Origin of the sequence: Caloranaerobacter sp. TR13 (assembly GCF_001316435.1) — a bacterium.
Classification (GTDB): domain Bacteria; phylum Bacillota; class Clostridia; order Tissierellales; family Thermohalobacteraceae; genus Caloranaerobacter.
Map to the genome: position 1 here is coordinate 47,593 of NZ_JXLL01000008.1, position 22,555 is coordinate 70,147.

Sequence of the window (22,555 nt, forward strand, 5' to 3'; positions counted from 1 at the left end):
ATGACGAGTAGTAAACAAAAATGACGATATCAAACAGCGAAAATGCGACATATTTCCTGGGAAATGACATTTCATAACAAAATTTAACGACAATAAAAGTGATTACAGATGTTAGGTTCTAGGTACTAGGTACTGGGTACTGGGGTCTAGAGTCTGGGTATTGGAACTAGAAATCAGGGTACAGAGGATAGAGAATAGGAAAAAAGCATGGATTTTAATTTATTTTTTTGACATTTCTATAGATTTTTTTGTACAGCTTTGCATAGCAGAAATAATTGCTGATCTAAATCCAGCTTTTTCAAGAGTAGCTACGGCTTCTATAGTTGTCCCACCTGGAGAGCATACCATATCCTTTAATTCACCAGGATGTTTTTTGGTATCTAATACCATCTTGGCAGCACCTAAAACTGCTTGAGCTGCCATTCTATATGCTTTATCTCTTGCAAGTCCATCAAGAACTGCAGCATCTGCCATTGCTTCTATAAGCATAAATACATAAGCAGGCGAAGAACCACTTACCGAAATTACAGCTCCCATTAATTTTTCATCTACTATTTCAACCTTGCCAAAGCTCTCAAAAATACTTATTAGTTCATCTATTTCTTCTTTAGTCAATTTTTCGTTGAAACACATTGAAGTCATACCTTCACCTACAAGAGCTGGCGTGTTAGGCATTGTCCTGACTACTTTTAACTTTCTCCCAAAACTTTTTTCAATTCCATTTATGTCTTTTCCTGCTGCTATAATAACTATTATTACATCCTCTTTCACAAAATCTCTTATTTCTTCTATTATTTGTTCATATATATCCGGCTTAATTGCTAATACTAAAATATCTGCCGCCTTTGCTACTTTTTTATTATCTGTTGTAGTTTTTACTCCATACTCGTTTGAAACAAAACTTAACCTTTTCTCATTAATATCTGATACTATCACTTGCTCAGGCAAAACTAAATTTGATTTTACTATTCCCACCATCATTGCTTGGCCCATATTGCCACAACCAATAAATCCTATTATCTTTTGCATTTTTGCTCCTCCTTCCTTTCTATTCTATTATACTTTAAAACTTTCACATTAGATTAATAAAAAATTATGTTCTATTGATTATTAACTAATGTTAATATATATGAATCTAATTTAAGTATTTCGACATTAAATAAAATCTTTTTACATGCCACTAAAAACCTCTGTGGATAGCAAATATCCACAGAGGTTTTTTTACAGTAACTATAAATTTTGCTTTTCTATAAATTACTCTATTTCAATTACTTCTTTATTACTTACAGAATTATTTAAAGCTGCTCTAATCATTGTTAATGAAGTATATAGGATAACAGCTATCACTAGCCATTTTAACATATTTAATGGTAATGATTTAACTATATAAGCTGCTATTATAACACCGATTACACCACCAATAGTTATCCCCATTGAAGCTTTTCTATCATAAGCTCCCTCTTTTACAAATTTAACTGATGCAACTGGCATTAAGAATGCACATGAACCCATCATTATAGGAAAAGCAACTCTAGGAGACATCCCTAATAAATAAACCAAAGCCATACAAGGTGCATATAAACCTATTCCAGCAGTCATTAAAGCTCCTAAAATAAAGTTAGCTACTATCGCAATTATTAATTTGCCTCCTCTTAAACCAATAGCTTCTCCACCACCTGGAAACCAGTCCATTTGGCCAGCAAACATTAAAAATGCTGTTACAAATAAAGCTATACCCATTATAAATTGAACTTTTCTCTCAGGGAATTTTGAAACAATTCCAGCACCCAACCACGCTCCAATTGTTGCTGCTGCTATCATCGAAACTAAAGTTAATGTATCAACTTTAATAACTTTAATAAAGATAAAAGCTTCTAAAATAACAGGTATAGTACATGATACATTTAATGTTCCAGGTATTACTCTATCTTTAGTTTGTTTGAATGCTCTTAAAAGTGCTGTTGTTGGTGCAAACGAACCAATTCCTAAAGTATCAAAAAAGTTTGTAATGAATCCAATCACAGAAACTTTAGCCCAAGAATTATCTTCTAAATTATCCTTATGTTTCATAAAATCTCTTAAAAATACACTACTAAACCAAATACCAAAAGCCCCCAAAGTTCCTAAAACAGCAGTAATCATCCAATCTCCTCCTTAATTTTACATTTATTTTTATTTATAAAAAACTACATAAATAAAAGTTTAGCCGCTTTTCATTTATCTTTAATATTATTACTACTTTAAAACAAAACCATATTTTACAGGATCCTCAGGATCTATAACAAAATGACTAAATCCAGTTATATATGCTGAACCTGTTATTTCTGGAATTACAGCTTCATAGTTTTTAACTTTAGTTGTACCCAAAATTCTTCCTTTGAACGTTGTTCCTAATATGCTTTCATAAACAAAATATTCTCCTATTCTTAGTTTCCCTTTTGAATACAAAGTTGCAAGTTTAGCACTTGTTCCTGTGCCACAAGGTGATCTATCAATTTGTCCTTGACCGAATACAACTACATTCTTTAAATCTGCTTCTTTATTAGTAGGCTTATCAAATATTTCTACTAAATCAACTTTATTAATATGCTTTAATATAGGATGTTGAACTTTAATAGAAGCATTAATAATTTCTCTAATTGTTAACCCTAAATCAATTAATTTTTGTGTGTTTTTAGGTTGTACCTCGATACCTAATTGTTGAGCATCTACTATCGCAAAAAAACTTCCACCAAAAGAAATGTCTAATGTAACTTCGCCAATATTAGGTACATCAATCTTAACATCTTTCATATAATGAAAAGCTGGCACATTAACAATTGAAACTTCTTTTACTTTACCTCTTTCAACTTTAGCCTTTGCTTTGATTAGCCCTACTGGAGTATCCATTTTAATTTCTGTAATAGGTTCTACTACTTCAACCATGCCTGTTTCAATCGCAACAGTAACTGCTCCAATCGAGCCATGACCACACATATTTAAATACCCTCCACCATCCATAAATATAATCCCAAAATCAGCTTCTTCATTAACTGGAGCAGTAATAATTGATCCAAACATATCATTATGCCCTCTTGGTTCTAACATAACCGCAGTTCTGATATTATCCATTTTTTGCTCTAAATAACTTTTCTTTTCCGCCATAGTTTTCCCTGGAATTTTAGGTACTCCTCCGATAATTACTCTTGTTGGCTCCCCCATGGTATGTGAATCAACAGCATGTATACCCCTTATAGCAAGCATTTATTCCCCTCCATTCCTCTTCATTTTTAATTTTAATAACGCCAACGCTTTTTTTGCATCTAACTCATCTGCATTATTCTCTCCTACGACCTCTGTTTCAACTCCTAATTTTGATTTGTTAAGATCTACAATTGTATTCATATATTTGTTTGTAACTACAAATTTACCTTGAGTGCCTACAAAACTCATCCCAACAACTTCTATTCCTCTTTTTCCTATTTCTTTAATAGCATTAGCAAAATCAATATGAGAATTTCCCCAACCGTCTACAGAAATTATCACTCCATCAGCACGCATAGCTTCTACCCATACAGCTACTCTTTTACTTACAAAATACTTCTCATTGTTTTTTTGAGGAGTACCTACCAAAATAACCCCTAATAAATCTATATCTTTATCATTTGAAACTACATCTAATAAAGGATCTCTGAAATGATGCAAAGTAGTTTCTTTAGTAGATGGTCCAATCCCCATAAAATCACCTCTTATGTCATTGCCCTTAAAGCTCCGTCTCTATATTCATTTGGTGTAAGAATAATTGGAACATTACCAATATCAATTATCGATTTACCACCAATAAAACCCGATGGTTCTTTAGGTAATAGCTGATTGTCGTGCATTGCTCCTTGTCCACCTATTTGTTTTATAATAACTACCTTCTTTTTGCCAGGTCTAACTATATCAAAATACTCATTAACTTCATCTGCTTTTCTACCATCAAACTTTTTTAATATATTTCTGTAAATCTGTATAAACTCATCACAAACCTTATGAATAGTCAATGGAGATTCTCTATTAAATTTCAAATTCGGTTTCAATATAACGTCAAAATTTATAATATAATCACTTAAGGAAGGCGTACCTGCTTTCCCAAAAACTATATGGTCTTTCAAAATGCCTTCAGAAGAACCAAATTCAGTTATCTGTTTTCCATCTGAATAAGCACCTGTTAATAAAACATAAACACCAGTTATTGTATGTGTTATTCCTTCACCTATATTTCCTAAAACTTTTGTTGATATAGGAATTACATCCATTATATTATTAACCCAAATATTATATTTTCTAGGTTCAATAATTTGAATATTAATTTTTTCGATTATTTCATAGTTTTTTATTAATTCATCTAAAATCTCTTTATTAATAATCAATTCCCTATCTTTGATATCACTCTTATTACCAAAAATCACTTTAGTTATATGAAAAGATTTAATTAATAACCTTTTTTTATAAATCTCCTTTTTCATAAAACCACCTTTTTGTAGGAGGAAAAGCTCCTCCTGAATAATATTAAACTTTAGCAATATATTCATATGGTAATGATATTATCTGTCCCGGTGTTGTTATCTCAGTTAGCTTTACTAATGTATCTTTTACAATAGCTCTTTGCATTTCTGGATTGTTTGGTTCCCCTGCATTTGCACCCATAGGTACTAATGGCGCAACTGCTCTTGGTGAACCATTTTGTCTTACAACAGGAGGAAGGGCTGCAATAATTATTGTAGGTATGCCTATTTCCTCAATTGCTCTCTGCACAATCACGGCAGAGCGGTGACAAGTTCCTCAGCCAGCAGTTAAAATAACTGCATCTACATTTTCTTGTTTCAGTCTTCTTGCAATTTCAGGTCCTGTTTCATTTTTAAATTTTTGTTGATCTCCTCCACCACCCATAAATCCAAAATTGATAGGTGATAAAGCTTTTATAAAACCTTCTTTAGCTAATTCTCTAATCCTATCTATTGGAAACATACAATTTATATCTTTATTAACGTCAGCATTATCATATCCACCATGTGATACCATCAACTCACCTGAATCTACATCTCCTGGTATAACTCTAAAAGTAAAATCGCCTGCCAAATTAAATCTTTTATCAGACTTTAGATGAACACCTGCTGCTGTAACTAATGCAACTGTCATATCCTTCAATTCTTTTTTAACCTCAGTCCATACTGGAGGAGGTGTTATAGGAACATATATTTCCGACTGAAGACCTTTTATTGCTGTTAATCTCATTTCTTTACCTCCCTTTCTTAAATCTTATACTATTTATATATTTTTCATTTATGTCATCACTCAGTACTTCTGGATAACTTAACATAAATCCAACTTCGTGACCTAGTTTCAAATCATAATCTGTAATAAGCATTCTTTTCGGAATTCTAATATGACCTAATCTTCCTTTTAAATCAATACCTACTAATCCATCTTTTAATTCAACAATAACTCCTTCAAAATACATTGGAGAATTACTATATTTAAATCTATTCATTTTGTAACCTCTTTTCATTAATCTTCCTTTTCATAGATCTCTTTTCGTTTTTTACTCTTAGGTAAAATCTGCTCATTTTCAACTAATTCAATTTTCGCTCCCAACTCTTTTTCTATCAATTCAATGTTATTTAGTTTTACATTTACATTCCATTTTCTTTCAGCTTCCTTTACTTCTTCACCAGCCATAACAGTTTTTAGCATTGCTAAAGCTCTTATTGCATCCTCTTTACATAATGTGTTATTAGATAAAATTTCATTTTCTATACCTTGTTCTGATTTGTTAAGATCCACCATATATTTCATGTGTTCATTCCCAACCACTAATGCACCTTGATTTGCAGCAAAAGTCATTCCAACAACAGGGATACCTCTCTTTCCTACTTGCTCATGATGACTTGCAAAGTCTATATGGTTATTTCCAAAACCTTCTGTTGTTATTATTGCACCATCTAAATCCATTGTTTCAACAAGCATACCTAATCTTTCTGAAACATAGAATTTTTCAGAATTTATCTGAGGTGAACCAACGAAAATAACACCTACTAAATCTATTTCTTCATCTTTCATAGCTTCAATTACAAGAGGTTCTCTCCAATAATGTCTTGAAGTTTCTTTAGATGCTGGTCCAATACATGTCAATGCATGTATTCCACCGTCTAGAACTTCAAGTGGAGATAAAACGATTGGTATGTTTCCTAGGTCAACATTAGGCTTACCGCCCAATATACCAACTGGCTCAACAGGTAGAATTAAATTGTCATGCATAGCTCCTTGGCCCATAATTTCTTTTATTATAGCCACTTTTTTCTTTTCAGGTCTTCTATATTGCACTAATTCTTCTACTTCAGAAACTAAATTATCGTCTAATTTTTTCAATGCTTCTCTAATTTCTTGAGTTATATAATCTGAAGCTTTATGCGCAGCTAATGGCCCCGGTCTTTCCATATTTGTATGTTCTTTAATTGTTACCTGAGTTTTTATAAAAATTTCGCCTTTATCTGGAGCACCAGGTCTACCCCACATTATATTTCTCTCAAGTATACCTTCTGAAGAACCAAATTCACCTATCTGTACTCCGTTTTCATCTGTACCAGTAACCATCATTATTACTCCATCTAGTACTCTTGTAACACCTTCTCCTAATTTACCTTCTTCTTTTGTTGCAATTGGTTGAACATCCATTATAGTTTCACTATATTGGTTATATTTATCAGGAGTAATAATATCTAATTTAATATCAGTTACTAAATCATCTGCATTAACAGCGTCTTTACATATGTCTTTCCTTATATATAAAGTAGTTCCTTCAATTTTAGTTTCATCTCCAAATTTAACTGTATCAATTTTATAATGTTTTTTTATTAATTTTCTGATAGCTTTTGGCTTAAGTTCTTGTTTTTGCTTTTCTTTTTCTATAGCAACTTGATTTATGTTGTTTTTTTGCTCTAATATATCTTGATTAGTATCTAATGCTTGTCCATTATAGCCATATATAAAAGGTATCTCTAAATTAATATCTTTACCTTCTCCAATGTGAATCTTAATAACTTGACTATTCATTTTTGTATTATCAATATTCGTACATGTTAAAATTTGTTTGCTAGCCTCAATATTTTTCTCCACTATATCTTCTGAAACTTCTTTTTTTTCTTCTTTTAAATTTACACCCTCTAATAAATCAGGAGTTAATGGTGTAAGAGCATCAATTGTTTTAATTAATTTTGCACCTAAAACTTCTCCAATCTTCAAACAATTTTTAGGTATTTCAAGCAAACCTGAATCTTGTAAATCTGGCAAAATATTTGGGTCTTCTAATGTAGAAGGTTCGATAATAGTACCTGCTTCAAATCTACAACAAGTTACAGCATAATCATTTTCATGTTGCTTCGCAGTTTCTGGTGTAATTGACATATTAATATTCCCTCCTTCTGTTGATATTTGTTTTATTAAACTTAAAATTGTAAATAAAATTAACTTTTTCTTCTTCTGTACAACCTATGTCCAGCTGCTCTCAAAATATGATCTGTACTATGATATACAACTACTCCTAACCTAGGAGCTACTTTCATCACAGTATTTGTTCAATCTTCACATGTACCGGTTATTATCGCTTCAGCTCCTTGTTTTCTTAAAAACAGAACTTTTTCAGCTTGTCCAGGACACACTCCTGGTTTTTCACATCTAAATCTTCCACTAACTTCTATCATTCTTTTACATTTTGTAATAGCAACAACTTTAGCATCCATTCCTTCAGCAATTTGTTTTAATCTATCTTCTTGAGCACCACATTCACAAGCTATTAATCCTACTTTTCTCTTTTCAGTTGGAAATGGCATGCTTACAATAATACCGCCTGTTGTCTTGATAATAGGATCATTTTCATCTGATCTTCTACCAGTAAAAGGACCACCCATAATTATTTCACCATAAGGTTCAATATATCCACCTGCTATTTCTATATAATGTTTTATTGGGAATCCGATTGGTACATCAAAAAATATTTTACCTTTTTTTGAATCTTTTATTCTCCCACCTAATGTTATATCTTTAGTAATTACAGGTTTCCTCTCCTCAATAGCCAAAACGATATTTTTTAACGTTTCTACATTAATAACTACAGCTTTAGCTTCTAGTGGTAATTGTCCTGGTTTCAGTTCAATACCTAAAAGTTCTCTAATTATTACTCTTTCATCTCCAGCTGGATAAATATCTGGTAAAAACTTAACTTCTAAATTTTCTTCATCTTTACATGATCTCCCAATAGAAATAATCGCTTTTTTATGTTTAGTTTTTATCGCTATATATCCTTTAGATGCATTTGTTATCTCCATTACATACTTCATACCTCTTACAATCATCTCTGGTTTTTCTTCTATTAATTTTATATTGTGGTTTAAAATTGGTTCGCATTCTGCAGCATTTGCTATTACATATCCACCTTCTAAGTCGACATTTAACTTAACATGAGTCGGAAATCCTGCTCCACCTGCTCCAACAACTCCTGCCTCTTTAATAGCTTCTAAATAATTATCTGTTTCCTTTATCTTTTGATATTCATCTGGTTGTTTTTCAAAAGCTTCAATAAATACATAATCATCATTTAATTCGATTACTTTTCCATAAACACTCGAATGTATATTTGTTCCTAAACCGTCTGGTACTGCTATAAGCTGGCCTTTTGTAACTTCATCTCCTTTTTTTACTATTGGTTTGCATCTGTTCCCCACATGCTGTTTTAATGGCAAAATGATTCTCATTTCTTCACCACCTTTCTAATAATTAACTCTTGTAATTAATTCTTGCAAATATTATGCCAAAATTATTATTATATTTTTTTATAAACTATCTATAATTTGTCTAAGAAAAAACTTTTTCACAAAAATGATTGTCAATTTTTTGACATACAAAAACAATATTTTAACATTTTAAATAAATTAAAAAAGATGGATTATTTTAATATCCATCTCACAAATCCTAGTTTTAGACTTAAATTAATAATTTAATAAGATTAATAATTTATTATAATAAATAAGTGTCAAATAATTGACGCTCGTCAATTATTTGACACTTATTTATCAATCTTTATATTATAACTGCTAATTTTATAATACAATGTACTCCTTGGTATATTTAGTAATTTGGCTGCTTCAGCTTTATTGGATTTTGAAACCTTTAAAGCTTTCTTTATTAAATCTACTTCTAATCTTTTTATAGCTTCGTTCAAATCTAAAATACATTCTTCCTGAGATTGATCACAATGTTTATTTTTTAATAAAATATGATTTGGAATAATATCTTTACTAATGTAGCTGTTTTTAGAAAAAATAATTAAATACTCAATAATATTTTTCAACTCCCTAACATTCCCTTTCCATTCATAATTTGTTAATATGTCATAAACATCTTTTTCAATTTCAGGAAGTTTCAAACTATTTCTTTTACAAATACTTTCTATAAAATAATCAATTAATAAGACTATATCTTCTTTTCTTTCTCTCAAAGGTGGTATGTTAATTTCTACTACATTTAATCTATAATATAAATCTTCTCTAAATTTACCTTCTTTAATTAGTTTTTTCAAATCTTTATTTGTTGCAGAGATAACTCTTGTATTTATTTTAATATTTTTAGTTCCTCCTACCCTTCTTATTTCTTTTTCTTGTAAAACTCTTAATAATTTAGCTTGCATAAATAAAGGCATCTCACCAATTTCATCTAAAAATATAGTACCATTATTAGCAAGTTCAAAAAGACCTATTTTCCCTTTTTTATTTGCGCCTGAAAAAGCTCCTCCTTCATACCCAAAAAGTTCACTTTCAAGTAATTCACTTGGAATAGCACTACAATTTACTGGTACAAACAATCCTTTTTTACCACTATATTCATGTATCGCTCTTGCAAAAACCTCTTTTCCTGTTCCGCTTTCACCAGTTATTAAAATAGATATATCAGATTTCGACACTTGTTTTGCTATCTCTACTTTTTCTAGTATTTTATCACTTTTTCCAATAATATGACTAAAACTGTTACTAGAATATTTATCAACTTCTTTTTTTAGATAATTTAATGTATTTGTAACTTTTTCTAACTTTTCAGATAACCCCATTACTTCAGTAATATCTCTATCAGTTGATACAACTCCCAAAAATTCTCCTTTAATATATATTGGAAAAATACTTAGAATAACAAATGAGTCTTCTTTTGGTTTATGTAAAGCATTATATATCGGTTTTTTATCTTTCAAAACTTTCCACATCATTGCGTTAGGGAAAAAATCAGTTATTTTTTTGCCTATTATTTCATGAAACTTAACACCATATAATTCCTCAGACTTTTTATTCCATAAAACTACTATCCCTTCTTTATTAATGACACAAACTGCTTCATTTATATTGCTAATAATATTATCTAACTGAACACTTAATTCTTCAACTCTCATATAATAATAATCTCGTATTTCTTTTATCCTTATGACACCTATCAGCTTATTGTTCTCAATAACTGGTAATCTTCCAATTTTATTACTCAACATAATATCTCTACATTTTGAAATATCTTCCTCTTTATCTATTGTTATTAATTTGCTATTCATATACTCTTTAACAGGTAAATTCTCATTTAAATTATTTTTTTTAATATTCGATATATCTTTTAAGGTAATTAAACCTATTAAGTCTTTATTTTCATTTATAATAAACATTTCTACCAAATTATTCGCTAACATTTTTTCAATAGAAGAATTCAATTTTTCATTCTCATCTATCAATAAAAAATCTTTTGACATAACATCTTTTACTAACATTTTTTCAAAATTATAAAACATTATCATCATCCTTGTAAATGTAATATTTAGAAACCACTAATTTTCACACTCTTAAAAGTAATTTATTTGTCAATTTGATCACACTTTTGATTTACATATGTCACATATAAATTTTGAATATATAACTTCTATTTTCCAATTTTACTTTGAATTTATATTAGCATGGATTTACTAAAATAACAATGATAAATTTACAAAAAATTAAGTCAATATACGTCATAATTAAATATCTTTAATTCTAAATAAATATTTTTTATGTCTTATACCTATTATTTTCTCCTTAACTAATTTCAACCTTAACTTCTAAATCGTTAGAAAGATTATTGTATATTATTAATTATTCGTGATTAGCCATAAAAACATTGACTATTGCTAATGATATTAGCTAGAAAACTATCTGTTTTCATAAATCTATTTGTTTATATTTGTAATGGTGAAAAATATAAATTGGAACAGCAATTTACTGTCCCAATTTGGCTATATCTTTTCTATAATATATATTTTCAAAATTAATCTTTTCGATATTATTATATACAACCTCTCTAACCTCTTCTAAAGAATCTCCTAAAGCTACAATCGTAAGTACTCTCCCTCCATTTGTATATATTTTACCATCTACCTTTTTCGTTCCTCCATGAAAAACAACAACCTCTTTATCAACTTTGTCTAATCCTGTAATTAGCTTTCCTTTTTCATAGCTTACTGGGTAACCTTCAGATGCTGCAACCACACATACACAATGCCTATCATCCCACTTCAAATCATCTTCTGTCAATTTTCCAGATAGAGTTTTTTCAAAAATATCAATTATATCGCTTTTTAACCTTGGAAGTATTACTTCAGTTTCAGGGTCACCCATTCTAACATTAAATTCTAAAACTTTAGGACCATTCTTTGTAAGCATAAGTCCTATGAATAAAATTCCTCGATAAATTATTTTTTCCATATTTAATCCATACATGATACGATCCAATATTTCTTCTCTAATAGTATTTTTTAATGCTTGAGTAAACAATGGATGTGGTGAAAAACACCCCATACCACCTGTATTAGGTCCTTTATCACCTTCAAATATCTTTTTATAATCTTTAGCACTCTCCAAAGGTATTATTTTTTTACCGTCAATAATACATAAAAGAGATGCTTCTATGCCTTCTAAATATTCTTCGATAATTATATTTTCACCAGATAAACCGAACTTTTTCTCTTCCATCATATCAATTATAGCTTTTTCTGCTTCTTGCCTAGTTTCACAAATCGCTACACCTTTGCCACCTGCTAAACCGTCTGCCTTTATTACCAAAGGGGATTCAAAACTATCGAGAGCTTTAATTGCATTTTTACTATTTTTAAAGGTTTTATATTTGGCTGTAGGTATGTTATACTTTTCCATAAATTTTTTAGCAAATATTTTACTACCTTCTAACATTGCACCTTTTTTATCCGGACCAATTATCTTAAGACCTTTCTCTTTAAATTTATCAACAATTCCATCTACTAGTGGTGCTTCAGGACCTACTATAGTCAAATCTACATTTTCTTTTAAAGCAAATCCTAATAAAAGTTCTATATCTTCAGCTCTTATTTTTACACACTCAGCAATATCACTTATTCCTCCGTTACCAGGTATACAATATATTTTACTTACCTTTGGACTTTTAGAAACCTTCCAAGCTATTGCATGTTCCCTTGCACCACTGCCTACAACTAAAACCTTCATTATCCGCTCATCCTTTCATTTTCGCTATTCGCATTTCGCTTTTCGATATTCGTCAATCGACTATGGACTGATAGCTGTTAGCTGATAGCCTAAATTCTCAATTCTCCATTTTCAATCTAAACTAGTACCAAGCACCAAGTACCCAGTACCTAATATTAAATTTTCAATTTTACATTTTTTATCTCTGTCCTCCGTACCCTGTTCCCTGTTCTCTATTGTCTAATTCCAGTACCTAGCACCAAGTACCAAGTACCCAATTTAATGCTTAAAATGCCTCATACCTGTAAATACCATAGCTATACCATATTTATTTGCTGCTTCAATAGACTCTTTATCTCTAATAGAACCACCTGGTTGAATAATTGCAGTTATTCCTGCTTTAAAAGCTGCTTCTACACAATCAGGAAATGGAAAAAATGCATCAGATGCCATTACGCTATTTTCAACCCGACTTCCACCTTGTTTTATAGCATTCTCTAATGCCCATATTCTACTAACCTGACCAGGACCAATAGCAACAGTCCCTTTATTCTTAGCTAATACAATTGCATTAGATTTTACATTTTTCACTGCCTTCCAAGCGAATAATAAATCTTCTAATTCTTTTTCAGTAGGTTTTCTCTCTGTTACAAATTTAAGTTCATCTTGTATAAGCTTAGTATTTCTATCTTGAATTAGTATTCCACCTAGTACTCTTTTAATATCATATCCTCTTTCTTCTCTTGCAGTAATTTCTGGTAAAGCAAGTAACCTAATATTTTTCTTAGAAGTAAGTACTTCCAAAGCTTCAGTAGTATACGAAGGAGCTATCACTACTTCTATGAATATTTTATTTATCATCTCGGCAGTTTCTCTATCAATTTCCCTATTTGCAGCAATAATTCCACCAAATATTGACACTTTATCTGACTCATATGCTTTTTGAAATGCTTCACTAATGGTACTTCCACTACCTACACCACATGGATTAGTATGTTTTACAGCAACCACAGTCGGTTCTTCAAACTCCTTTAAAATCTCTAATGCACCATTTGTATCATTTATGTTATTAAAAGATAATTCTTTTCCATGGAGTTGTTTCGCCTGCCCTAGAGTCCCTTTTATTGGATACACATTAGTATAAAATGCTGCTTTTTGATGAGGATTTTCTCCATATCTTAAATCTTGCTTTTTCTCAAATGTTAAAGTAATCAAATCTGGCATCTCTATATTGGCTCTTTTATTAAAATACTCTGATATTAATGCATCATAATGGCTTGTATATTGAAATACTTTAGCAGCAAGATATTCTTTAGTTTTTAAACTTACCTCTTTATTTTCCTTCAACTCATTTATTACTTTATCATAATCATTAGGGTCTATTATAACTGTAACGTATTTATAGTTTTTAGCTGCTGCTCTAAGCATAGATGGGCCGCCTATATCAATATTTTCTATTATATCTTCATGAGTTGCATTAAGTTTACTTACTGTTTCTTTAAATGGATATAGATTATTAACAACCATATCTATACAATCTATTTCAAGCTCTTTTAAAGTTTTAATATGCTCATCGTTATCTCTTATCGCTAATAATCCTCCATGAATTTTAGGGTGCAAAGTCTTTACTCTTCCATCAAGGCATTCAGGAAAACCTGTTACATCTGAAACATCTATAGTTTCTATTCCATTTTCAGCAAGTTTTCTTCTTGTTCCTCCAGTCGATATAATTTCCCATCCTAATTCCTTTAACTTTCTTGAAAATTCTACTATTCCTGTTTTATCATAAACGCTAATAAGTGCTCTTTTCAAAGTAAAATACCTCCCTTTTTATATGAGTTACCAGTTGCCAGTTCTCTGTTCTCTGTCCCCTGTTCTCTAATATCCTAGTCCCCAGCACCCAGTACCCAGTATCTAGTACCCAGCACCAAGTACCTAGTACCAAGTACCCAGCACCTAGTACCAAGTACCCAGCACCTAGTACCTAATCACTACCTTCCTCCCTATAACTTCCAATTTATTCTCACAGAACAATTTTACTGCCATTGGCAAAAGCTTATGTTCTATCTTCAATACTTTTTCTTTAAGCGTATCTATAGTATCATTATCATCTACAATAACAGCTTCTTGTAATATAATAGGACCTGTATCAGCACCTTCATCAACAAAATGAACAGTAGCACCCGTTATTTTAACACCATACTCTAATACAGCTCTATGAACTCTTTCTCCATAATATCCTTTCCCACAAAAGCTTGGGATTAAAGAAGGATGTATATTAATAATTCTATTTTTATAATGATTGACAAATTTTTTGCTCAATACTTTTAAGTATCCTGCTAATACAACTAATTCAACTTGCCTATTCTCTAGTTCATCTAAGATTTTTAGATCAAATTCTATATCATTATTAAATTCCTTCCTATTTATATATAAAGCTTCTATTAAATTTTTCTTTGCTCTTTCAAGTCCATAAGCATCCTCTCTATTAGAAATTACTACCTTTATTTTCCCATTTATATACCCTTTATCTATACTATTAATCAAAGCCTCAAGATTAGTGCCGCTTCCTGAGATTAACACACCTATATTTACTGATGACATATTCTAATGCCACCTTCTCCCTTTTTTATCTCTCCTATTAAATAAGCTCTTTCTCCTATACTATTCAAATAATCTACTACTTTATCTCCATCTTCTTTATCTACAGCTATAACCATTCCAATTCCCATATTAAAAGTAGAATACATTTCTTTTTTATTAATTTTTCCTAGTTTTTCAATTAATTTAAAAACAGGTGGTATATCCATACCCCTAACATCTATATTTGCAACAAGGCCTTCTGGAAGCATTCTTGGTATATTCTCATAAAATCCTCCGCCTGTAATATGGCTCATTCCTTTTACAGTATATTTATTTAAAATCTTTTCAATTATATCTGCATATATGCGAGTAGGTTTTAATAATTCTTCACCCAAAATCATGCCTAGTTCATCTACATACTGATTAACATCAAATTTTTCTATTTCAAAGAATAACTTTCTAACTAAAGAAAAACCGTTACTATGAAGACCACTAGATGGTAGTCCTATTAATACATCTCCTTCAGAAATACTAGAGCCATCAATTATTTTATCTTTGTCAACTACACCTACTACAAATCCAACTAAATCATATTCGCCTTTACTATAAACACCAGGCATTTCAGCAGTTTCTCCACCTATCAAAGCACATCCTGCCTTTGTGCAACCGTTCGCCACCCCTTCAACTATTTTTGAAATAACTGTAGGCTCTATCTTGTATGTTCCAATATAATCAAGAAAAAATAAAGGCTTTGCACCTTGGCACAATATATCGTTTACACACATTGCAACACAATCTTCTCCAATCGTATCGTGCTTATCCATCATATAAGCAACTTTTAGTTTAGTTCCTACTCCATCCGTCCCTGATACTAAAATAGGCTCCTTGTATTTATCTATATTTATTTTAAAGAGACCACTAAAGCCTCCTATACTTGACATAACACCCTTAGTATGAGTTCTCTTTACATGTTCTTTAATTAAATTAACTGCTTCATATCCAGCTTTAATATCAACACCCGCATCTTTATAAGTGATACCATTAGTGCCCATATAAGCACCCCCCTCTTATGAATGTTAAATGTTAAATTTTAAATTTTAAATATTAAATAAAATCTAAAAAATGACTGATAGCTGAAAGCTGCTATCTGTCAGCAAATATTTTAAATCTGTCAACTGTCCACTGTCAACTGTCGACTAATTCTACATTTTCCATTTTCAATTTTTAATTTTTTTATCCGTATTCCCTGTCATCTGTTCCCTATTCTCTATTCTCTGTTCTCTGTCCCCTGTTCTCTAATTCCAGTACCTAGTACCCAGTACCAAGTACCCTAATCCAACGGCACTTCCATAGGATAATCACCATTAAAACAAGCTAAACAAAATCCTCTGTTTTGACCTGTAGTTTTCATAAGCCCTTCAATGGATAAATAACTTAAACTATCTGCATTTATCAGCTTTCTAATCTCTTCACTAGTATTCTTAGCACCTATAAGTTGCTTTCGTTCAGGAGTATCTATTCCAAAGTAACAAGGAAATTTAACAGGTGGTGAACTTATTCTTACATGAACTTCTTTAGCTCCAGCAGATTTTAAAATATCTACAATTCTTCTTATAGTAGTCCCTCTAACTATAGAATCATCTACTAAAATAACTCTCTTTCCCTTTATATTTTCCTTTAGTACATTAAGTTTAAGTCTTACTCCCTGCTCTCTTAACTCTTGATTAGGCTTAATGAAAGTTCTTCCAACATATCTATTTTTTATCAGCCCTTCACTAAAAGGTATTCCCGACTCTTCTGAAAATCCTATCGCAGCTGCAGTACCTGAATCTGGAACAGATATAACTATATCTCCGTTAACTTTAGATTCTCTAGCAAGAATTCTACCTGCTTCCTTTCTAGCAAGATAAACACTAGTTCCATCCATTATACTATCAGGTCTAGCAAAATAGATTAACTCAAAAATACATAAACTCCTTTTACACCATTTATCATACGGTATGCCTCTCATGCCCTTTTCATCAATAATGATTATTTCTCCAGGTTCTACGTCTCTAATAAATTCAGCACCAACAGTATCTAACGCACAGCTTTCGGATGCAATAACAAAACCATCTTTTAACTTTCCTATGCACAAAGGTCTTATCCCGTATGGATCTCTTACACCTATTAACATATTTCCCATAGTCAAAACTAAAGCATAAGAACCTCTAATAAGTTCCATAACCTTTCTTATTGCACTTTCAATTCCCGATTTATGATATCTTGCTATCAAATTAACTATTACTTCAGTATCTATAGTTGTTTGAAATACAACACCTTCATCTTCCAATATTTCTCTTATAGCTTGAGCGCTCACTAAATTGCCATTATGGGCTAATGCAATATCTCCATTTTTATACTTAACTACTAAAGGTTGAGCATTTGAAGCTCTACTTTCTCCTGTTGTAGAATATCTAACATGCCCTATGCTTATATTACCATCAAGATTTTCCAAAATATCATCATCAAATACCTCAGATACCAACCCCATGCCTTTACAATATCTAATTTCACCTTTATTATTAACAGCAATACCACAGCTTTCCTGACCTCTATGTTGTAGTGAATATAAGCCAAAATAAGTAATTTTAGAAATATCTTTTAACTTATTTGAATACACTCCAAATATACCACATTCCTCATTTAACTTATCACTACATGTTAGCCCATTATACATGGCAATACACTCCTTAGCTTATTTGTAATATCTTCTACTTTAATGTCAATTACTGATTTACCGTTAATATTTATTGATAATTTATCTTTTATAGTTTTTCCTAATACTGTAAATGGAATTTCGTATTGATTACATAATTCTTTTAATTCGTCTACATTATTCACATCCAAAGATATCAATATTCTTGATTGACTTTCTGAAAATAAATATATATCTTCTCTTAAGCCTGTATTAACTGAAATTTCAGCCCCTAAATTACCTTTAGAGCAGCATTCACATAACGCTAATGCTAATCCTCCGTCACTTAAATCGTGAGCTGACTTTATAAGTTTTTTATCTATAATCTCAAGACATAAATCTTGTAATCTCTTTTCTAGATCTAAATCTATTTCTGGTACTTCACCTAATTCTAAACCATGAATTACCTTTAAGTATTCACTTGCTCCAATTTCTCCCTTAGTTAAACCTAAAAGTACAATAATATCGCCTTCATCTTTAAATCCTATAGTCATAACTTTATCTAAATCCTCTATAAGCCCTACCATCCCTATTATTGGAGTTGGATAAATAGCGTTTTCTGGAGTTTCATTATAAAAACTTACATTACCACTTACAACTGGAGTATTAAACTTTTTGCAAGCTTCACTTATACCTAAAATACTTTCTCTAAACTGCCAGAATCTATCTGGTTTCTCTGGATTTCCAAAATTAAGTCCATCAGTAACAGCTAAAGGCTTTCCACCAGTTACAACAATATTCCTAGCCGCTTCAGCAACTGCAATCTGAGCACCTCTTCTAGGATTCAAATAGCAATATCTACTATTACAATCCGTCGTAGCAGCTATAGCTTTATTTGTTCCATCAATTCTAACTACAGCTGCATCTGCACCAGGAGTTACTACCGTACTAGTTCTTACCTGATAATCATATTGATTATAAACCCATTCTCTACTACATAAATTTGTAGAGCTAAGCATTTTAAATAATACTTCATTCAAATCATTTACTTCCTTTAGTTCATCTACCAAAAGAACTCTCTTCTGATCTATATATTCTGGTTTTTTATATTCTCTGTAATATTTTGGTGCGTCATCAGCTAAAGACTTTGCAGGTACCCTACCAACTATTTTGCCATTTTCCATAATAGTTAACATTCCATCATCTGTAACTTCTCCTATAACTGCCGAATGAAGTCCCCATTTATCGAATATCTTTTTAACCTTTTCTTCTGCACCTTTTTTTATAACAAGAAGCATTCTTTCTTGTGATTCTGATATCATTACTTCTACAGGCAACATTCCTTCTTCTCTTCTAGGAACTAAAGATACATCTACAATCATCCCTGAATTACCTCTAGAAGCCATTTCACTACATGCTGATGTTAATCCAGCAGCTCCTAAGTCCTGTATGCCGACAACATAATCTGTATCTAAAAGCTCAAGACAAGCTTCTAATAGCAGCTTCTCCATAAATGGGTCTCCAACTTGAACTGCAGATCTCTGTTCTGCTGTTTCTTCAGTCAGTTCTACAGAAGCAAAACTCGCTCCTCCTATTCCATCTCTTCCAGTAGAAGCTCCTACATACATAACTAAATTTCCAGCACCGGCTGCAGTCCCTCTGTGAATTTTATCATGTTCAATAACCCCAATGCACATAGCATTTACTAAAGGATTACCTTTATATGATTTATTAAAATACACTTCTCCACCTACCGTTGGAATACCGATACAGTTTCCATATCCTCCGATTCCTGAAACTACTCCACTAAATAAATATCTCATCCAGTCATCTTCTTCTATTTCTCCAAATCTTAGAGAGTTTAAAAGTGCTATTGGTCTTGCTCCCATTGCAAAAATGTCTCTAATAATTCCTCCAACACCAGTTGCGGCTCCTTGATAAGGCTCTACTGCAGAAGGATGATTATGGCTTTCTATTTTCATTGCTATAGCTTTGTTATCTCCTATATCAATAATTCCAGCATTTTCACCTGGACCTTGAAGCACTCTTTCGTTTGATGTCGGAAAATGCTTAAAAAGTGCTCTTGAGTTTTTGTAACTGCAATGTTCAGACCACATAACACCATACATATTTAGCTCTAAAATATTAGGTTCTCTACCTAGAGTTTCTAATATTCTATTGTATTCTTCCTTTGTCAGTCCTACACTTTTCCAAGGCTTATTATTCATCTCTTGAAATGCCCCTCTCTAAATAATCTATCATGGATTTAAATAGAGCTAATCCATCTTCATTTCCTAACAGCAATTCTGAAGCCCTTTCAGGATGCGGCATCATCCCCAATACATTACCTGCTTCATTGCATATTCCTGCAATATTACTAACAGAGCCATTTGGATTTGACTTATCATCTATCAACCCATCTTTACTGCAATATCTAAAAACAATTTGATTGTTCTTTTCAAGTTCAGCTAAGCCTTCTTCATCAATAAAATAATTACCTTCACCATGAGCTATAGGTATATTAATAACTTGACCTTCTTTATAATTTAATGTAAAAGGTGTAGTATTATTTTCAACTCTAATAGGAACAGTTTTACATATAAACTTAAGATTATTATTTCTTATAAGTGCTCCAGGAAGTAATCCTACCTCTGTTAATATCTGAAATCCATTACAAATTCCTATTACTAATTTCCCTTTATTAGCATGTTCAATTACGTTGTCCATGATTTTGGAAAATCTCGCTATCGCTCCACATCTTAAATAATCGCCGTATGAAAAACCTCCTGGCAAAATTATCACATCATATCTTTTAATATTTTCTGTATCATGCCAAATATAATCTACATCCTTCTTAAGAATATTTGATAATACTCTATAACAGTCTATATCACAATTAGAACCTGGAAAAACAACAACTCCGAATTTCATTTTTAACCCTCCAGTATCTCAAAACTGTACTTTTCCATAACTGTATTAGCTAGTAATTTCTCACACATCTCTTTTATCTTGCTTTCAGCTTCTTCTCTTTTTATATCTTCAAGTTCAAGCTCAATTATCTTTCCTATTCTTACTTTGTCAACTTCTTTATAACCTAAAGAATTTAACGCTTCTTTAACTGCATTACCTTGAGGGTCCGAAATACCTTTCTTTAAAGTTACATAAACTATTGCCTTCATTATAAAACCTCCTCTACTCTCCTTAATACTTCTCTATAAGCGTCCTCTACTTTACCTAAATCTCTTCTAAACCTATCTTTATCCATTTTTTGATTTGATTCTTTATCCCATAATCTGCATGTGTCTGGTGATATTTCATCAGCTAAAATAATTCTACCATCATATCTTCCAAACTCCAATTTGAAATCTATAAGTTTTAAACCAATCTTTTCGAAAAACTTTACTAATATCTCGTTTATTTTTAATGCCTTTTCCTTTATAGCTTCTAATTCTTCCTTATCTGCAAGTTTTAATGCTTGTATATGATAGTCATTAATTAATGGATCACCTAACTCATCATTTTTATAGCAAAATTCAAGAACTGTAGTTTCTAACTGTATTCCTTCTTTAAATCCAAGTCTTTTTGCTAAAGAACCTGCTGCAACATTTCTAACAATAACTTCTATTGGTACAATTTCTACAGCTTTAACAAGCATCTGCCTTTCATCTATTAATCTTACAAAATGTGTTTCTATTCCAGCTTTCTCTAATAATTCAAAAAGCATTGCTGACATTTTATTATTTATAATGCCTTTGTTTTCTATTGTTCCTTTCTTTTCTCCATTAAATGCAGTTGCATCGTCTTTGTATTCAATCAAATATACTTTCTCATCATCAGTTTTATAAACTCTTTTCGCCTTACCTTCATAAACAAATTCTTTTTTCATTTTAAACCCTCCTAGTTTTTTAATAAAGTTAGTTGCCAGAATGGTAGCAGAGAATTAATTCTCTGCTACAGGGTACAGTTGCTTGGATAAACAGAGTTGCCAGTTGCCAGAGAACAGTTTCCAGTTTTCTGTTCCCTGTCCCCTGATCTCTGCTCTCTATCCTCTGATCTCTGTCCCCTGTCCCCTGTTCTCTGGGCTCTGTTCTCTGATCTCTATCTTTTCAATTTTCAATTCAAACCAGCACCCAGTACCTAGTACCTAGCACCCAGTACCCAGTACCTAGCACCCAGTACCCAACACCTTCTTATCCTTCTCTTCAACAATTCTTTTCATTTCTTCTCTGTACTCTCTTAACTTATCCTTTAATTCTGTATACTTTAGTGACAATATTTCAACTGCTAATAATCCTGCATTTTCTGCTCCATTAATAGCTACAGTTGCAACTGGTATGCCTTTTGGCATTTGAACAATTGATAATAAAGAATCCATACCGTCTAATGTTGATGATTTAATTGGTAAGCCAATAACAGGTAAAATAGTTACTGCTGCTAAGACTCCAGGAAGATGTGCCGCTTTTCCTGCCGCTGCAATTATTAAATCAAACCCATTACTTTCTGCATTTTTTGCAAATTCTAAAGCTTTATACGGTGTTCTATGAGCAGATAATACTCTTACTTCTCTCTCTATCCCAAACCTATCTAATATTTCTAATGCCTTTGAAACTATTGGAAAATCTGAGTCACTTCCCATTACTATAGCTACTTTCATTTCAAAACCTCCCTTTAATTATTTCGCTTTAAAATAGTAGTAGAAAATTAATTCTCTTAGTACTAATATACCCACATCTAGTACCCAGTACCTAGTACCCAG

The 22,555-nt window shown here is 31.5% G+C and carries 20 protein-coding genes; all 20 read right to left on the reverse strand.

What is annotated here, in order from left to right; all coding sequences use genetic code 11:
* Positions 1-219: 219 nt before the first annotated feature.
* The 20 genes from proC to purE all read right to left on the reverse strand — a co-directional run bounded on the left by proC (position 220) and on the right by purE (position 22,453).
* Entirely contained in the window at positions 220-1,029 is an 810-nt protein-coding gene (proC, locus tag TR13x_RS07230; protein ID WP_054871247.1) for a pyrroline-5-carboxylate reductase, read from the reverse strand.
* A gap of 225 nt (positions 1,030-1,254) precedes the next feature.
* Positions 1,255-2,142, reverse strand: a complete 888-nt coding sequence (locus tag TR13x_RS07235) for a sulfite exporter TauE/SafE family protein (RefSeq protein WP_054871248.1) — start codon at positions 2,140-2,142, stop codon at positions 1,255-1,257.
* A 93-nt stretch (positions 2,143-2,235) separates the two neighbouring features.
* Complete coding sequence (locus tag TR13x_RS07240) at positions 2,236-3,243, reverse strand: proline racemase (RefSeq protein ID WP_054871249.1); 1,008 nt, start codon at positions 3,241-3,243, stop codon at positions 2,236-2,238.
* Positions 3,244-3,717, reverse strand: coding sequence for a glycine/sarcosine/betaine reductase component B subunit (locus tag TR13x_RS07245; RefSeq protein WP_054871250.1), 474 nt, complete (start codon positions 3,715-3,717; stop codon positions 3,244-3,246).
* 11 nt (positions 3,718-3,728) lie between these two features.
* Positions 3,729-4,490 carry a proline reductase cluster protein PrdD gene (gene prdD, locus TR13x_RS07250; protein ID WP_054871251.1) on the reverse strand — a complete coding sequence of 254 codons (762 nt, stop codon included), beginning with the start codon at positions 4,488-4,490 and terminating at the stop codon, positions 3,729-3,731.
* A 43-nt stretch (positions 4,491-4,533) separates the two neighbouring features.
* A complete protein-coding gene (prdB, locus tag TR13x_RS10960) occupies positions 4,534-5,259 on the reverse strand; it encodes a D-proline reductase (dithiol) protein PrdB (RefSeq protein ID WP_082394828.1) in 726 nt (241 codons plus the stop codon).
* Positions 5,260-5,263: 4 nt separating this feature from the next.
* Positions 5,264-5,515: a CBO2463/CBO2479 domain-containing protein gene (locus TR13x_RS07265; RefSeq protein ID WP_054871270.1), complete on the reverse strand. Its 252-nt coding sequence runs from the start codon at positions 5,513-5,515 to the stop codon at positions 5,264-5,266.
* A 17-nt stretch (positions 5,516-5,532) separates the two neighbouring features.
* On the reverse strand, positions 5,533-7,428 hold the full coding sequence (prdA, locus tag TR13x_RS07270) for a D-proline reductase (dithiol) proprotein PrdA (RefSeq protein ID WP_054871254.1): 1,896 nt from the start codon (positions 7,426-7,428) through the stop codon (positions 5,533-5,535).
* Positions 7,429-7,487: 59 nt separating this feature from the next.
* Positions 7,488-8,774, reverse strand: coding sequence for a proline reductase-associated electron transfer protein PrdC (prdC, locus tag TR13x_RS07275; protein ID WP_200905834.1), 1,287 nt, complete (start codon positions 8,772-8,774; stop codon positions 7,488-7,490).
* Between the two features lie 311 nt (positions 8,775-9,085).
* Positions 9,086-10,840 carry a sigma-54 dependent transcriptional regulator PrdR gene (prdR, locus tag TR13x_RS07280; RefSeq protein WP_054871256.1) on the reverse strand — a complete coding sequence of 585 codons (1,755 nt, stop codon included), beginning with the start codon at positions 10,838-10,840 and terminating at the stop codon, positions 9,086-9,088.
* A 460-nt stretch (positions 10,841-11,300) separates the two neighbouring features.
* Positions 11,301-12,560: a phosphoribosylamine--glycine ligase gene (gene purD, locus TR13x_RS07285; protein ID WP_054871257.1), complete on the reverse strand. Its 1,260-nt coding sequence runs from the start codon at positions 12,558-12,560 to the stop codon at positions 11,301-11,303.
* A 258-nt stretch (positions 12,561-12,818) separates the two neighbouring features.
* Positions 12,819-14,351 carry a bifunctional phosphoribosylaminoimidazolecarboxamide formyltransferase/IMP cyclohydrolase gene (purH, locus tag TR13x_RS07290; protein ID WP_054871258.1) on the reverse strand — a complete coding sequence of 511 codons (1,533 nt, stop codon included), beginning with the start codon at positions 14,349-14,351 and terminating at the stop codon, positions 12,819-12,821.
* 165 nt (positions 14,352-14,516) lie between these two features.
* A complete protein-coding gene (gene purN / locus TR13x_RS07295; RefSeq protein ID WP_054871259.1) occupies positions 14,517-15,143 on the reverse strand; it encodes a phosphoribosylglycinamide formyltransferase in 627 nt (208 codons plus the stop codon).
* On the reverse strand, positions 15,131-16,174 hold the full coding sequence (gene purM, locus TR13x_RS07300; RefSeq protein WP_054871260.1) for a phosphoribosylformylglycinamidine cyclo-ligase: 1,044 nt from the start codon (positions 16,172-16,174) through the stop codon (positions 15,131-15,133). The genes purN and purM overlap by 13 nt, the downstream gene beginning before the upstream one ends.
* Positions 16,175-16,452: 278 nt before the next feature.
* Positions 16,453-17,841: an amidophosphoribosyltransferase gene (purF, locus tag TR13x_RS07305; protein ID WP_054871261.1), complete on the reverse strand. Its 1,389-nt coding sequence runs from the start codon at positions 17,839-17,841 to the stop codon at positions 16,453-16,455.
* Positions 17,826-20,027 carry a phosphoribosylformylglycinamidine synthase subunit PurL gene (gene purL / locus TR13x_RS07310; RefSeq protein ID WP_054871262.1) on the reverse strand — a complete coding sequence of 734 codons (2,202 nt, stop codon included), beginning with the start codon at positions 20,025-20,027 and terminating at the stop codon, positions 17,826-17,828. The genes purF and purL overlap by 16 nt, the downstream gene beginning before the upstream one ends.
* Positions 20,020-20,730, reverse strand: coding sequence for a phosphoribosylformylglycinamidine synthase subunit PurQ (gene purQ / locus TR13x_RS07315; protein ID WP_054871263.1), 711 nt, complete (start codon positions 20,728-20,730; stop codon positions 20,020-20,022). The genes purL and purQ overlap by 8 nt, the downstream gene beginning before the upstream one ends.
* 2 nt (positions 20,731-20,732) lie before the next feature.
* Complete coding sequence (purS, locus tag TR13x_RS07320; RefSeq protein WP_200905835.1) at positions 20,733-20,978, reverse strand: phosphoribosylformylglycinamidine synthase subunit PurS; 246 nt, start codon at positions 20,976-20,978, stop codon at positions 20,733-20,735.
* Positions 20,978-21,685 (reverse strand): phosphoribosylaminoimidazolesuccinocarboxamide synthase, encoded by a 708-nt coding sequence (gene purC, locus TR13x_RS07325; RefSeq protein WP_054871265.1) that lies wholly within the window; start codon positions 21,683-21,685, stop codon positions 20,978-20,980. The genes purS and purC overlap by 1 nt, the downstream gene beginning before the upstream one ends.
* A gap of 279 nt (positions 21,686-21,964) precedes the next feature.
* On the reverse strand, positions 21,965-22,453 hold the full coding sequence (gene purE / locus TR13x_RS07330) for a 5-(carboxyamino)imidazole ribonucleotide mutase (RefSeq protein WP_054871266.1): 489 nt from the start codon (positions 22,451-22,453) through the stop codon (positions 21,965-21,967).
* Positions 22,454-22,555: the final 102 nt, after the last annotated feature.